We start from the raw sequence: 13,940 nt of genomic DNA on the forward strand, positions 1-13,940 counted from the left end.
CGCTCAGGACGAACGGTTGGTTGCACCCATGAAAGGTTTGCGGAGCAACGCCATGAAACACACCCTGTCCATCCTGCTGCAGAACGAATCCGGTGCGCTGGTGCGCGTGGCGGGGCTGTTCGCCGCGCGCCACGTCAACATCGACGCGCTCACCGTGGCGGCCACGCACGATCCCGCGGTCTCGCAGCTCACCCTGGTGCTGCATGGCGACGACGGCACGCTGCAGCAGATCCTGCGCCAGCTACGCAAGCTGGTGGACGTGCTGGACGCGAACAGCCTGTCGCTGGTGGGCGGCCGCGACGGCAGCCGGTTGGCCGCCACCCCGGCATGAACGCCCGGCTCGCTCCGCGCGCGCAGACCGGCGCCGCACCGTCCGACCTGGACCTGCTGCGCCGCACGCTGGCCGCACGGGTCTACGAGGTCGCGCGCGAGACGCCGCTGGAGCCGGCCGAGCAGTTGTCCGCGCGCCTGGCCAACCGCGTGCTGCTGAAGCGCGAGGACTTGCAGCCGGTGTTCTCGTTCAAGCTGCGCGGCGCCTACAACAAGATGGCCGCGCTCGGCGCCGCCGAGCGCGCGCGCGGCGTGATCGCCGCCTCGGCCGGCAACCACGCGCAAGGCGTGGCGCTGGCGGCAGCGAAGCTCGGCATCCGCGCGGTGATCGTGATGCCGGTGACCGCGCCGCAGGTGAAGGTGGACGCGGTGCGCCGCTTCGGCGGCGACTTCGTGGAGGTCGTGCTGGTGGGCGACTCCTACAGCGACGCCCAGGCCGCCGCCGCGCGCATCGAGGCCGAGCGCGGCCTGGTGTTCGTGCATCCCTTCGACGACCTGGCCGTGATCGCCGGCCAGGCCACCGTGGGCATGGAACTGCTGCGCCAGTCATCCACGCCACTGGACGCCGTGTTCGTGCCGGTCGGCGGCGGCGGCCTGCTCGCCGGCGTGGCCTGCTGCATCAAGACGCTGTCGCCGCAGACGAAGGTGATCGGCGTACAGGCCGATGATTCCGACGCGATGGCGCGCTCGCTGGAAAGCGGCGCGCGCGTGACCCTGCCCGAGGTGGGCCTGTTCGCCGACGGTACCGCGGTGAAGCAGGTGGGCGCGCTCACCTTCGAACTCTGCCGTCGCCATGTCGACGCGATGCTGCGCGTCGACGGCGACGCGCTGTGTGCCGCGATCCGCGACATCTACCAGGAAACCCGCAGCGTGCCCGAGCCCTCCGGCGCGCTGGCGCTGGCGGGACTGAAGCAGTACGCCGCCACCCACCGATTGCAGGGCGCCACGCTCGCCGCGATCGTCTCCGGCGCGAACATGAACTTCGAACGGCTGCGCTTCGTGGCCGAGCGCGCCGAGGCCGGCGAGCAGCGCGAGGCGCTGTTCGCGGTGACGATTCCCGAGGAGCGCGGCAGCTTCCGCCGCTTCTGCGCCGCACTGGGCCGGCACAACATCACCGAGTTCAACTACCGCATCGGCGACGCGCGCCAGGCGCACATCTTCGTGGGCGTGCAGACTGCCAGCCGCGACGAACGCGCGGCGCTGGCTGCCGCGTTCCGCGCACAGGGCTTCGCCGTGCTCGACCTGGCCGACGACGAGCTGGCCAAGCTGCACCTGCGCCACATGGTCGGCGGCCGCTCGCCGCTGGCGCAGGACGAACGCCTGTACCGCTTCGACTTCCCCGAGCGCCCCGGCGCGCTGCCCGACTTCCTCGCCCGCCTGCACCCGGACTGGAACATCAGCCTGTTCCACTACCGCAACCACGGCGCCGACCACGGCCGCATCCTGGTCGGCATCCAGGCGCCGGCCGACGAGCAGGCCGCGCTGCGCCGCTTCCTCGAAACACTCGGCTACCCGCACTGCGACGAGAGCGACAACGCCGCCTATCGCCTGCTGCTGCGCAGCTGACCCCACCCGCCAAACACATCGTCCCCGGAGTACGAACACCCATGCCTGCCTACCGATCCCGCACCAGTACCCACGGCCGCAACATGGCCGGCGCCCGCAGCCTGTGGCGCGCCACGGGCATGAAGGACGGCGATTTCGGCAAGCCCATCATCGCGGTGGCGAACAGCTTCACCCAGTTCGTGCCCGGCCACGTGCATTTGAAGGACCTCGGCCAACTGGTGGCGCGCGAGATCGAAGCCGCCGGCGGCGTGGCCAAGGAGTTCAACACCATCGCGGTGGACGACGGCATCGCCATGGGCCACGGCGGCATGCTGTATTCGCTGCCCTCGCGCGAACTGATCGCCGACAGCGTGGAGTACATGGCCAACGCGCACTGCGCCGACGCGCTGGTGTGCATCTCCAACTGCGACAAGATCACCCCCGGCATGCTGATGGCGGCGATGCGGCTGAACATCCCCGCGGTGTTCGTCTCCGGTGGCCCGATGGAATCGGGCAAGACGCAGATGAAGGGCGTGGAGCGCTCGCTGGACCTGATCGACGCGATGGTGGCCGCCGCCGATGACAGCTACAGCGACGCCGAAGTGGCGACGCTGGAGCGCTCGGCCTGCCCCACCTGCGGCTCCTGCTCGGGCATGTTCACCGCCAACTCGATGAACTGCCTCACCGAGGCGCTGGGCTTGGCGCTGCCCGGCAACGGCTCGGTGCTGGCCACGCATTCGGATCGCGAGCAGTTGTTCCGCCGCGCCGGTCGCGTGGTAGTGGATCTCGCCCGCCGCTGGTACGAGCAGGACGACGCCAGTGCGCTGCCGCGCAGCATCGCGAACCGCGCCGCGTTCGAGAACGCGATGAGCCTGGACATCGCGATGGGCGGCTCCACCAACACCGTGCTGCACCTGCTGGCCGCGGCGCGCGAAGGCGGCGTGGACTTCGGCATGGCCGACATCGACCGGCTCTCGCGCCGCGTGCCCTGCCTGTGCAAGGTGGCGCCCGCGAAGAGCGACGTGCACATGGAGGACGTGCACCGCGCCGGCGGCATCATGGCGATCCTGGGCGAGCTGGACCGTGCCGGCCTGCTCGACACCAGCCGCCCCACCGTGCACGCACCCACGCTGGGCGACGCGCTGGCGCAATGGGACATCCGCCGCAGCAACGACGAAGCGGTGCATACCTTCTACCGCGCCGCACCCGGCGGCGTGCCCACCCAGGTCGCCTTCAGCCAGTCCTCGCGCTTCACGAGCCTGGACACCGACCGCGAGCACGGCGTGATCCGCTCGGCCGAAACACCTTTCAGCCGCGACGGCGGCCTCGCTGTGCTGTTCGGCAACCTCGCGCCGGAAGGCTGCATCGTGAAGACCGCCGGCGTGGACGATTCCATCCTGGTCTTCCATGGCACCGCCAAGGTCTACGAAAGCCAGGAAGCGGCGGTGAGCGGCATCCTCGGCAACAAGGTGAAGGCCGGCGACGTGGTGGTGATCCGCTACGAGGGCCCGCGCGGCGGCCCGGGCATGCAGGAGATGCTCTACCCCACCAGCTACCTGAAATCGAAGGGCCTGGGCAAGGCCTGCGCGCTGATCACCGACGGCCGCTTCTCCGGCGGCACCTCCGGCCTGTCCATCGGCCACGTCTCCCCCGAGGCGGCCGAAGGCGGCCTGATCGCCCTGGTCGAGGACGGCGACCCGATCGCCATCGACATCCCGAACCGCGGCATCCGCCTCGATCTGCCCGAGGAAACCCTCGCCGCCCGCCGCGTCGCGATGCAGGCGCGTGGTCGCGAGGCGTGGAAGCCGGTCAATCGCACACGCTCCGTCTCGGTCGCACTACAGGCCTATGCAGCGCTGGCATCGAATGCCGCGAATGGAGCAGTGCGGGATCTCGGCAGGTTGGGTGCTGGGTATACGGACGGCGCAACAACCTGACGCTCTTTTGCCGTCATTCCAGCGAAGGCTGGAATCCAGTGCCGTTACTCTCAACGACACCAAGTCGCTGGATCCCAGCTTGACTAGCTTTCGGCTGTTGAAAAGCGCCTCGCTGGGATGATGAGCCATCAGATACGCACGCCGAGGCGCCCCAGCGCCCACACCAGCCCGAAATACGCCCCGACCGTGGCGAGGCAGGCAAGGCCCAGCGCCGGCCAGAATGCGACTCCGTGCCGGAGCAGGGCCGGCAGTATCAGGAACAGCGGCAGTGAGGCGAGCACCAGCCAGAAGATGCCCGTCGAAAGCGCGGCGACGGCCGCCACGTTGCCGGTGTCGCGGTAGATCCAGATGAACGCCAGCAGGGACGTCAACGGCAGCGATGCGAGCAGCGCGCCCCACAGCGAGCTGCGCTTGCCCAGCTCCGCGACAGCCACTACGACGATGGCCGAAACCAGCACCTTCAACGCGTATTGCAGCATGGGCGTGGGATCCGTCGTTTCGATGGAAACGCATCGTAGAACGGTATCGGCATGAATGCCGCGACATCGCTCAAGCCTGCAGCTCCTGCCCGAACATGATCCGATGGCCATCCACCGTGCGGACGCCGAACTCGCGCATGCCCCAGGGCTTGTCCGCCAGCGGCTGGGTGAACTCGGCGCCTGCCGCCCGGTACTCGGCATACAGCGCCGTGGCGTCCGAGACCGTCACGTAGCCGTACCACGAATGATCGCCCAGCTCGGCTGGCGGGATGGCGTCCGTGCACTCGCCCAGCATCACGCGAAAGCTGCCCCGCGCCAGGAACGTCCAGCCCGGCGCCGTGAACTCGATGCCCAGCCCGAGCACCGACGTGTAGTAGTCCGTGGACCGGGCCAGGTTCGGCACGGCGAGTACGAATCGCACCTTGGTGAAATCGGACATGCGCATGCTCCTGTCGGCTGGTGCCTGACGAGCGCGCCGGATGCCGCCGGCCCGGGTGGCCGGAAACCGCGGCCCCGTGCCGCTCCCCAAGCTTTCCACGCGATTTCCTCGCGATGGCCCAAGCCCGTCCTCAAGCTTCCGGGCGGCGCCGGGGGCAGGCTGGACGGGCGGCAAGGCCTGCCGCCAAGCATTCCATCATTGTCGAGTTGATCGGAGGGGATCATGTCACGTCACGCACTCTTTATCGCCATGTCCATGCTGGCGCTGGCACCCGCATACGCCCTGGGGGCGCCAGCGGGCGATCCGTCGTCCATGGACATGCAAGGCGTCAGCAGCCATTCGCCACTGGTGCAGGAAATCCGCATCGCAACCGCGAAGTACCAGGACATCAACGTGGCCCTGCACAAGGAAACCGGCTGGGTGGTCGCCACGCCATGCGTGAGCGGGCCGGATACCGGCGCCATGGGCGTCCATCTGGTAAACCCGTCGCGCATCGCGGACGGCGTGCTCGACCCGAGCGCGCCGGAGGCGCTGATCTATGAACCGATGGCGGACGGCTCGATGCGCCTGGTGGGCGTGGAGTTCATCGAGGTCGCCGCCGACTGGGCGGCGCGTCACCCGGGCGGCCCACCGCCCGAGGTGGCCGGCAACCTGATGAACCTGCTGCAGGTGCCGAACCGCTTCGGCCTGCCGGAGGCCTACTACCTGCACGTATGGGCCTGGCAGGACAACCCCAAAGGCACCTTCGCCGACTGGAACACAAAGGTGACCTGCGCGAAGCAGCCCTTGTCCTAGGCGCCGCTCGGACTGCGGGGGTTTGCGATCTTCCGACTCTCGACCCGCCCACGGATGGCCGGCCATGGACGGCGATCGCGCATCGGTCACCCCAACGGCTGATCCGCAAGCTCCGGCAGCTTCCTGGGCGCAACGCATCCGCGCCGACCTCCCTGCCTGCAGCCGAAGCCGGGACGAAACGCTTCGCGATCAGTCGCAGCGCGCGCCGTCGCCATCGGGCTTGCACTGCGGCGGCCAGCCGTTCGCGTTCCAGTAGGCCAGCATCTTCGTGCGGCGCAGGAAGTCGGAGAACGCCGGGCCTTGCCGGATCGCCGCGTATTCGGGCACCCACAGCAACCTGCCGTAGAAAAACCAGGGCTTTTCGAAAAAACGCAGTGCCATCGTTTCGTCGGGTTGCGGCACCTGCAGCTGCAGCAAGAGCGGCGTATCGCTGGCCTGCTGCGCCGCGCGCAGTTTCGCCAGCGCCTGCGGCCACCGCGCAGGGTCGGCCAGCGCCGCACTGAAGGCGACGTACAGCGGCTTGCGCGCAAAATCGTCGGGCATGTTCGCGGCAATGTCGCGCGCATCGGCCAGGTCCTTGCGCCAGACGGCGTTGCGCCAGCGCAGCTCGTCGGTCACGACGTTGGGCTTGCCGGCCAGGCCCGGCAAGGCATCGAGATAGCGCTGCGCCTCCGTGTGGCGACCCAGCGCGTCGAGTTGGGCGCCGAGATTGGCGACCGCCCAGTAGCTGAGCGGATCGATCGCGTAACCGACCTGGGCCAGGCGCAGCGCCTCCTCGCCATAGCCCAGCCCCGCCAGGCGCATGCCCACCAGGTTGTTCATGACCGGATCGGTCGGATTGCGCGCCAGCGTCGCGCGCAGCTCCTTCATGCAGTCGTTCCACTCGTCGCGCTGGCAGGCCAGTTCGCCCAACACGGCATGCGCGTACACGTTGTCGGGATCAAGCCGCAGCGCGCGGGTGGCTTCCGGCAGCGCCTCCAGTTCGCGCCCCGGCTCGAGGTGCGTGGCGAGGTTGAGCGCGAGCAAGCCGTGCACCGGCGCGTAGTCGGGCGCTCGCGCGGCCAGCGCATTCAGCGCGACCTCGGCCTTGTCGTAGTCCGCGTCGTCGGGCCGCGTCATGAAGATGTGGCGCAGCCGCAGGTATTCGCGGAATACCGCCAGGTCGGGCGGCTTCACCGCGACGCGATCCAGCGGCAGGTGCAGTGCCAGCGCCGACGCCACGGCCTGCGCGATCTCCTGCTGCACGCCGAAGACATCCTTCGTCTGCCGATCGTAGCTTTGCGCCCACACCGTGCGCCCCGATGGCGTTTCGATCAGGCGCAAGTCGATGCGCAGCGCATCGCCGGATTCGCGCAAGCTGCCCTCGATCGCATAGTTGACGTGCAGGCGCTCGGCCAGTTGCGCCGCGTCGAACCCCAGCTCGCGCGCCCGCGCGGCCGAGACGCTGGCGATCAGGCGCAGGCCGTCGACGCGAGCGAGTTCCGTGGTCAACTCCTCGCTCAAGCCGTCCGCGAAGATGGCCTCGTTCTTGTCGTTGCCGATCGCCCGCAGCGGCAGCACCACCAGGGTCGGCGGCGGCGCGGCCGCCGGTTTCGCGGGACTTGTCCGCCGCCAGAGCAAGATTCCGATGGCGACGACCACCAGGCTCGCCGCAAGCAGCCAAAGCCCGGATGACGCCGACCAGTGGCGCGGCTTCGCCGACACGTCAGATGCGGCGGCTGTCGGAGCATCCCTCGCCTGCTCCTCGGCGCCGGCTGCGTCTGGCAACACCACCGACGGATCGTCCGGCTCCGATGCCGACGACGACGGTGTGGCCGATGCGATGCTGGCGGCCGCAGCGAGGCCTTCCGGCGGCTCGGCGCGTTGTGCGAAACACCGCACGACGCCATCGAAGCGGTAACCGACGCCATGCAAGGTGTGGATGTAGCGCGTGCTGCCCGCATTCTCGCCCAGCGCGTGGCGAACCAGGGTGACGACGCGATTGAGCACGCCGGGCGTGACATGGCGATGGCCCCAGACCGCGTCGAGGATATCGTCGCGCGAGAATGCCTTGCCCGGCGCCTGCACCAGCAGCGAGAGCACGTCGAACGCCTTGGGCTCCAGCGCCACGTCGCGGCCGCCCACGCGCAGGCGTCGGCCGTCGAGGTCGAGCTCGACCGCGTCGAACGCGATGTACCGAAGCCTCCCCTCGCCTTCCACGTCGGCTCCTGCCGGAACGATGAAGCAGATGACGCCGCGACGAACCGCGTCATGGTACGGCAAGCCGCCGCGCGGCCGCCAATGGTGGGACGACTACCTGGCCCGCTTGCCCGCAGCCACAGGTTTCCTCGGCTTCGGCACCGGCATCAGCGCCGCCGTTTCGACGAACAGGCGGCGGATCGCGTCCGAATCGTCCAGCAGCTCGTCGGCCACCGGATAGTCCTTCGCGCCGGGATACGGCGGGCGCTGCGGCAGCCCCGGCGCGAGCGTTGCCGCCGCGGTGGAGGGTTTCACGAACACGCTGTTGTCGCAGGCGAAGGCGACCACCTTGCCGTCGATGTACAGCGCGTACTCGCCGAACATCTTCTTGTGGGTGAGCCGCTCGCCCAGCGCGACCTGCTCGGTCACGTAGTCCAGAAAATCGCGATCGGTGGCCATGTGGGTGCGACCTCAAGTGGGAATCAAGCCGCGCCACGAGGCGACGTCGGTTCGAGTTGCCGGAGAATCGTTCTCCGAACTTGGTCTTCTTGCGTGCTGCGCCGGAAAACGGGCCCACCCCGTCACCGGGACAGGCCCAAGCCGCGAAGCCGGTCTTCAAGCTCGGCCATTGAGCTCCAGGCCAGGATGGGCGAGTTCTGCCTTTCATCGGGCGGATTCGATGGAAGCTCGCTGGACCAGCCCTCGCATCCAACGAGCGGAAGCAGTGGCCGCTTGTGCAGCCACGCCAGGCAGACTTCCGAGATCGTGCCGGCCCGCCCGCCGATGACAATGCATGCATCTCCCGCGAGTGCCATCAGCAGGTTGCGCGCATCACCCATTCCGCACGGGATGACAACAGTGGCGGGCCAGTCTGCCGGAGGCATCCGATCCGGCGGAACGATGCTGACTACCAATCCACCATCACCAATGGCTCGCTCGGCCGCGGCCCTGGTTGCCGGACTTCCGCAGCCGCTGATCAACGTGATCCCCAGTCTTGCGAGAAGCGCCCCGGCCTCACCGGCCAACTCGTATGCGGCGGAGCCCGGGTCTGCACTGCCCAAGACGCATACCTGGGGACGACGTATGGATTTGGTCATGCCGATCCTTCTCTCGCAGCCCGACTCGAAGGTGGTTTCAAATGGCAATGCGATCGTGCCGCGCACGCGGGTGATGCGGCTCAATCCCACAACACTTGATGGCACTGGAGACAACCAAGGCATCGTTTCACGGGGCGAAACATGGGACAAGTGACGCGCCCGAGCAGCCAGCGAAGTGCCTCGCGAGCCAATGCTCCTCGAAATCGTGCCGAGCGAACGACATCCTGCCATTCCCTGCACTGCGTCACGCCGCCCCATGCACCCCCGCACGCTAAACTTCCCCGATGGCTTCCCCACCGCGCAAGCGCCAGCGGCGCAAACCTGCTCCCTCGGCGGCGCCACGCACCGCGAAGGCACCGCCCGTGGTGACCGTGCGCCCGGCGGACAGCTCGGCGCGCGCCAGCGGCGTGCTGGACTGGTTGCTGGGTCGCTTGCCGCCACGATACCGCGAGAAGGCGCGCGACTACCTCGTGCTCACCCGCATGGACCGCCCGATCGGCGCGCTGCTGCTGCTGTGGCCGACCTGGTGGGCGCTATGGCTGGCAGCGGGTGACTGGCCGCCGTTCAAGCCGCTGGCGATCTTCACGCTGGGCGTGTTCGCGATGCGCGCGGCGGGCTGCGCGATCAACGATTACGCCGACCGCAAGCTGGACCCGCTGGTGGAACGCACCGCAGGGCGGCCGATCGCCAGTGGGCGGGTGACGCCGCGCGAGGCGCTGGTCGTGTTCGGCACACTGCTCGCCTTCGCCTTCGTGCTGGTGCTGTTCACCAATGCGCTGACGATCAAGCTGTCGTTCGCCGGCGCCGCGTTGGCGGCCATTTATCCGTTCACCAAGCGCTGGACCTACCTGCCGCAGGTGGTGCTGGGCGCGGCGTTCGGCTGGGCCATCCCGATGGCGTTCGCCGCGGTGGCGGGCAACGTGCCGCCGCTGGGCTGGCTGCTGTTCATCGCCAACATCCTGTGGTCGGTGGTGTACGACACCGAGTACGCGATGGTGGACCGCGAGGACGACCTCAAGGCCGGCGCGAAATCCACCGCGATCCTGTTCGGCGACGCCGACCTGCCTATCCTCGGCGTGCTGATGGCCTCGCTGCTGCTGGCGATGGTGTTCGTGGGCCAGCGCGCGCAGTTGGGCTGGCCGTACTGGCTGGCGCTTCTGGTCGCCACCGGCCTGTTCGCGTACCAGCTGTGGCTGATCCGCACGCGCGAACGCGGCCCTTGCCTCGCTGCCTTCCGCCACAACAACTGGTGGGGGCTCACGATGTGGGTCGGCATCGTGCTGGCGCTGGCGGTGCGGTGAGCGTTGCGGGTGCCGCACCCGCAACGCTCGCGCGACATGTCAGGCGGGACTGCCGTCCGCCCTGATCGGCAGTTGGGTGAATTCACCGAAGCGCAGACGGTTGCCGAACGGGTCAATCACCTCCATCACGCGCAGCCGCGGCGGCATCGGCTCGATCCCGGGATGCATGTTGGGGTATTTCCTGGCCGCCAATTCGGCGTGGAATGCATCAAGACCTTTCATGGTGATCCAGTGGGCGCCACCAGGGCTGCCATCACCGTGGTGCTCGGACAGATGGATCACCAGCCTGTCGCGCGAGATCTGCGTATACAGTGGCGCCGGGCCGATACCGGCAGTGAGCGGCGCATCGCCCCAGTCCAGGTGGAAGCCGAGATAGTCCAAATAGAACTCGCGCGCCTTGTCGCGCGAGAAAATGCGCAAAATCGGCGTCGCCGACCTGAAACGAATGCCGGTCGCGGCATCGTCGCCGCGTCGTTTCGCCAGTGCGATGCGCGCCGCCAGTGTGTTCCAGTCGGCGTAACCCAATTGGTTCGCGACCAGTTCCAGGCATTCACCGTGGCCGAGCTCAATCGATTTCTCCGCCAGCCGCTGCCGCAGCTGTTTCGCCATGAGTTTGGCGTCGAGATGGTCTCGCATGTTGAATCCTCCGTTTCCTGGCGAACGAAGTGGATGCATCGGTGCCTGCGTTGCCGATCCGTTCGCCATGACGAAGGGTTCGTTGCGTACCACAGATACATTCACCGTTCCCGAAGCGGGTGCAGGCGGCAGGCTGTATCGGCCGGTTGCCAGCATAACACCGGCCAGAGCGGCCTTCAGGGCACCGGAACTGGACCTCGCCCCTGCGGCGCCGGCGCCCGCGCCAGCGCCCACGCGTCGACCCGCGCCACGCCAGCACGCTTCAGCACGCGGGCGCATTCGGCGAGGGTGGCGCCAGTGGTCATCACGTCGTCGAGGATCGCCACGTGCGCTGGCAATGCAATGCCGGCACGTACGGTGAAGGCGCCACGCACGTTGCGGCGACGGGCCACGGCGTCGAGTTCGGTCTGCGCTTCGGTGCCGCGCATGCGTTGCAGCACATCGTGGCGCAGCGGCAGGCCGAAGTGGCGCGTCAGCGGCTTCGCCAGCTCCATTGCCTGGTTGTAGCCGCGCTGGCGCAGGCGTGCCCTGTGCAACGGCACCGGCAGCAGCAGTTCGGGCTTCGGCAACGACATCGGCTCGCGCTGCCACAGCGTCGCCAGCGCGCGCCCAGCGGCGAGGTCGCGGCCGAACTTGAAGCGCGACTCCAGCCGGTCCAGCGGCCAGCCGTAGCGGAACGGCGCCCACGCCGCATCCCAGGGCGGCGCATGGCGCTGGCACTCGCCGCACTGCGCGGCGGGCACGGCCAGCGGCAGGGCGCAGCGCGCGCAGCAGCTGCGGTTGCGCGGCAGTTCGGCGGCGCAGGCCGCGCACAAGTCCACGTCATCCGCACCCGGCGCGCCGCACAGCAGGCAGCGCAGTGGCAGCAACCAGCGCGACAGCACATGCCAGGGTTGCAGCAGGCTTGCCTTGTCCATGCGCCCTCCCGTTTCTGTGGCCATGGTAGCGGCACGCACTTGACGCACGTCACTGCGCATCGACGGCATGGACGTACACTCTGCCCGTCGGTGGCAGTCGCGTCGATGCCGCACTCGTCGGCAACCGCTCATCCGTTCCAGGAGATTTCGCATGACCGTGCACGACGACGACCACCCCGCCCCTTCGAACTGGCCGGCCCTGACCGGCACCGCGCTGCGCGTGGCCTTTGGCATCATCTGGGTGGTCAGCGCCGCGCTGACCTTCTCGCCGGACTTCGCCAGCCACTACGTGGGTTACCTGCACAACGCCGCCACCGGGCAGCCAGCATGGTCGGCCTGGTGGTTCCAGCTGTGGATCGGCCTGGTCACGCCGCACGCGGGCTTGTTCGTGTGGGCCACGCGCATCGCCGAATCGCTGCTGGCGCTGGCGCTGCTGCTGGGCTTCGCGCGCAAGATCACTTACATCGTCGGCCTGCTGTTCAGCCTGCTGATCTGGAGTACGGCCGAGGGTTTCGGCGGGCCATATTCGGTGGGTGCGAACAACATCGGCGCGGCGCTCAGCTACGTGCTGATCTTCGCGGCGCTGATCGTCATCAACCAGCGCTCCGGCCCCAGCCCGTACAGCCTGGACTACCTGATCGAGTCGAAGTGGCCGGGCTGGCGCAGGTTCTCCGCGTGGAACACCGCGATCCGGCCGACCGAGGTGAAGCACCTGTCGTGGCGCGTGCAGGGCCCGGCGTTGGCCGGCGTGCTGGTGCTGGTGGCGTTGCTGCTGGCCGGCCTGCACAGCGCGCTGCACGTGCAGTCGCCCTCGCCGACGGCCGCCGCCGCCGCGGTGACGCCGCTGTCGCTGGCTTCCAGCCAGCCGATCGACAAGGCGCGCGATGCACGCCTGCCGCCGCTCACGCCGGGCGACAGCGTGGAAGTGGACATAGCCGTCAGCGACCAGACCGTGGAGATCGCCAGCGGCGTGCAATACCAGGCCTGGACCTTCGGCAAGAGCGTGCCGGGCCCGGTCATCCACGTGCGCCAGGGGCAGACGGTGAACGTGACGCTCACCAACCACGGCAGCATGCAGCACTCGATCGACTTCCATGCCGCGATCACGCCGCCCAGCCTGCATTACGTGGACATCATGCCGGGCGAGTCGATCAAGTTCTCGTTCGTGGCGAAGGTGCCCGGTGCGTTCCTGTACCACTGCGGCACGCCGCCGGTGCTGCTGCACATCGCCAACGGCATGTACGGCGCGATCATCGTCGATCCGGCCACGGCGCTGCCGTCCGCCGCCGAGAGCTACGTGCTGGTGCAGGGCGAGTGGTACACCCAGCAGGTGGCCGGCCAGCTGATGGCCGGCGACTACGGGAAGATGCAGGCGATGCGCCCCGACGAGGTGGTGTTCAACGGCGCCGCGTTCCAGTACCGCGACCATCCGCTCACCGCCAAGCCGGGCGATCTGGTGCGCCTCTACGTGGTCAACGCCGGCCCCAGCCTGTGGAGCGCGTTCCACGTGATCGGCGCGATCTTCGACAAGGTGTATCCGGGCGGCAACCCGGCGCAGGCGATCGACGGCGTGTCCACCTACAGCGTGGGGCCTGGCGAGGGCGCGGTGTTCGACCTGAAACTGGACGAGCCGGGCAAGTACCCGTTCGTGGACCACGCGATGGCGCACGCCGTGCTGGGCGCGATAGGCGTGCTCGAGATCACCGCGGCGGCCGGCGCGCCCGCCGCCGCCCCGCCGATCAGCAAGGCACCCGCCACTGCGGCACCCGCACCGCCACCGGCCGCCCCGGCCGGCCCGTACAAGTTCGACGCCGCACGCGGCGCTTCGCTCTATGCCACCAATTGCGCGGCCTGCCACCAGGCCACCGGCATGGGCCTGCCCGGCGCCTTCCCGCCGCTCAAGGACAACCCCGCGGTGCTCAACGACGACCCCGCCAAGCAGATCGCCACGATCCTCAACGGCCTGCACGGCGAGCCCATCAACGGCACCAGCTACCCCAGCGCGATGCCGCCGTTCGCCGCCACGTTGAACGATGCCGACATCGCCGACATCGCAAACCACGAGCGCACGTCGTGGGGCAACCAGGCCAGGACCATCAGCGCCGACCAGGTGAAGGCGGCGCGTGGCAAGTAGCGGCGAACATGTGAAGAGGAGTGAGTGGAGAGGAGTGAGAGGGCGGCCCGCGGGCCGCCTTCCTTTTTTCGACCTCCCGTCAACCGATATCGCCACGACAGAAGTTGACGGAGCTTGCGACGCCACCCACACTTCACGGCCTCTGCCACGGA

The 13,940-nt window shown here is 68.7% G+C and carries 14 protein-coding genes; 7 read left to right on the forward strand and 7 right to left on the reverse strand.

Going from position 1 to position 13,940, the window contains the following annotated elements; translation table 11 throughout:
• Nucleotides 1–52 precede the first annotated feature (52 nt).
• From ilvN to ilvD, 3 genes are read left to right on the forward strand one after another with little or no spacing between them, the layout of a single operon-like run.
• Nucleotides 53–331, forward strand: a complete 279-nt coding sequence (ilvN, locus tag B0E52_RS04820; RefSeq protein WP_077482250.1) for an acetolactate synthase small subunit — start codon at nt 53–55, stop codon at nt 329–331.
• Nucleotides 328–1,896, forward strand: a complete 1,569-nt coding sequence (ilvA, locus tag B0E52_RS04825; RefSeq protein ID WP_077482251.1) for a threonine ammonia-lyase, biosynthetic — start codon at nt 328–330, stop codon at nt 1,894–1,896. Before ilvN ends, ilvA begins: the two co-directional genes overlap by 4 nt.
• A gap of 41 nt (nt 1,897–1,937) precedes the next feature.
• The gene (ilvD, locus tag B0E52_RS04830) at nt 1,938–3,812 is read left to right on the forward strand and encodes a dihydroxy-acid dehydratase (protein WP_077482252.1); all 1,875 of its coding nucleotides are present in this window, start codon (nt 1,938–1,940) and stop codon (nt 3,810–3,812) included.
• Nucleotides 3,813–3,940: 128 nt separating this feature from the next.
• On the opposite strand, the gene B0E52_RS04835 is transcribed toward ilvD, so the two are convergent.
• Entirely contained in the window at nt 3,941–4,291 is a 351-nt protein-coding gene (locus tag B0E52_RS04835; RefSeq protein WP_077482253.1) for a DUF3147 family protein, read from the reverse strand.
• Nucleotides 4,292–4,361: 70 nt separating this feature from the next.
• A complete protein-coding gene (locus B0E52_RS04840; protein WP_077482314.1) occupies nt 4,362–4,730 on the reverse strand; it encodes a VOC family protein in 369 nt (122 codons plus the stop codon).
• A 222-nt stretch (nt 4,731–4,952) separates the two neighbouring features.
• Between B0E52_RS04840 and B0E52_RS04845 the strand changes: the two genes are divergently transcribed.
• Entirely contained in the window at nt 4,953–5,525 is a 573-nt protein-coding gene (locus tag B0E52_RS04845; protein WP_139351585.1) for a hypothetical protein, read from the forward strand.
• A 189-nt stretch (nt 5,526–5,714) separates the two neighbouring features.
• On the opposite strand, the gene B0E52_RS04850 is transcribed toward B0E52_RS04845, so the two are convergent.
• The 3 genes from B0E52_RS04850 to B0E52_RS04860 form a co-directional block, all read right to left on the reverse strand.
• On the reverse strand, nt 5,715–7,724 hold the full coding sequence (locus B0E52_RS04850; protein WP_168174124.1) for a winged helix-turn-helix domain-containing protein: 2,010 nt from the start codon (nt 7,722–7,724) through the stop codon (nt 5,715–5,717).
• Nucleotides 7,725–7,817: 93 nt separating this feature from the next.
• Entirely contained in the window at nt 7,818–8,162 is a 345-nt protein-coding gene (locus B0E52_RS04855) for a TfoX/Sxy family protein (RefSeq protein ID WP_077482256.1), read from the reverse strand.
• Between the two features lie 122 nt (nt 8,163–8,284).
• On the reverse strand, nt 8,285–8,800 hold the full coding sequence (locus B0E52_RS04860; protein WP_077482315.1) for a Rossmann fold nucleotide-binding protein: 516 nt from the start codon (nt 8,798–8,800) through the stop codon (nt 8,285–8,287).
• On the opposite strand from B0E52_RS04860, the gene B0E52_RS18510 reads away from it, so the two are divergent.
• Both B0E52_RS18510 and ubiA read left to right on the forward strand, forming a co-directional pair.
• On the forward strand, nt 8,799–8,954 hold the full coding sequence (locus B0E52_RS18510) for a hypothetical protein (RefSeq protein ID WP_168174125.1): 156 nt from the start codon (nt 8,799–8,801) through the stop codon (nt 8,952–8,954). The two genes, B0E52_RS04860 and B0E52_RS18510, sit on opposite strands and share 2 nt — an antisense overlap.
• 217 nt (nt 8,955–9,171) lie before the next feature.
• Nucleotides 9,172–10,101 carry a 4-hydroxybenzoate octaprenyltransferase gene (gene ubiA / locus B0E52_RS04865; protein ID WP_254426711.1) on the forward strand — a complete coding sequence of 310 codons (930 nt, stop codon included), beginning with the start codon at nt 9,172–9,174 and terminating at the stop codon, nt 10,099–10,101.
• Between the two features lie 39 nt (nt 10,102–10,140).
• On the opposite strand, the gene B0E52_RS04870 is transcribed toward ubiA, so the two are convergent.
• Together B0E52_RS04870 and B0E52_RS04875 are read right to left on the reverse strand one after the other, a co-directional pair.
• Nucleotides 10,141–10,737, reverse strand: coding sequence for a glyoxalase superfamily protein (locus tag B0E52_RS04870; protein WP_077482258.1), 597 nt, complete (start codon nt 10,735–10,737; stop codon nt 10,141–10,143).
• 176 nt (nt 10,738–10,913) lie between these two features.
• Nucleotides 10,914–11,654, reverse strand: a complete 741-nt coding sequence (locus tag B0E52_RS04875; protein ID WP_077482259.1) for a ComF family protein — start codon at nt 11,652–11,654, stop codon at nt 10,914–10,916.
• A gap of 151 nt (nt 11,655–11,805) precedes the next feature.
• Here B0E52_RS04875 and B0E52_RS04880 point away from each other — a divergent pair, with 151 nt between their 5' ends.
• Nucleotides 11,806–13,788 (forward strand): multicopper oxidase domain-containing protein, encoded by a 1,983-nt coding sequence (locus B0E52_RS04880; RefSeq protein ID WP_077482260.1) that lies wholly within the window; start codon nt 11,806–11,808, stop codon nt 13,786–13,788.
• Nucleotides 13,789–13,940: the final 152 nt, after the last annotated feature.

Origin of the sequence: Rhodanobacter sp. C06 (assembly GCF_002001105.1) — a bacterium.
Lineage (GTDB): Bacteria > Pseudomonadota > Gammaproteobacteria > Xanthomonadales > Rhodanobacteraceae > Rhodanobacter_A.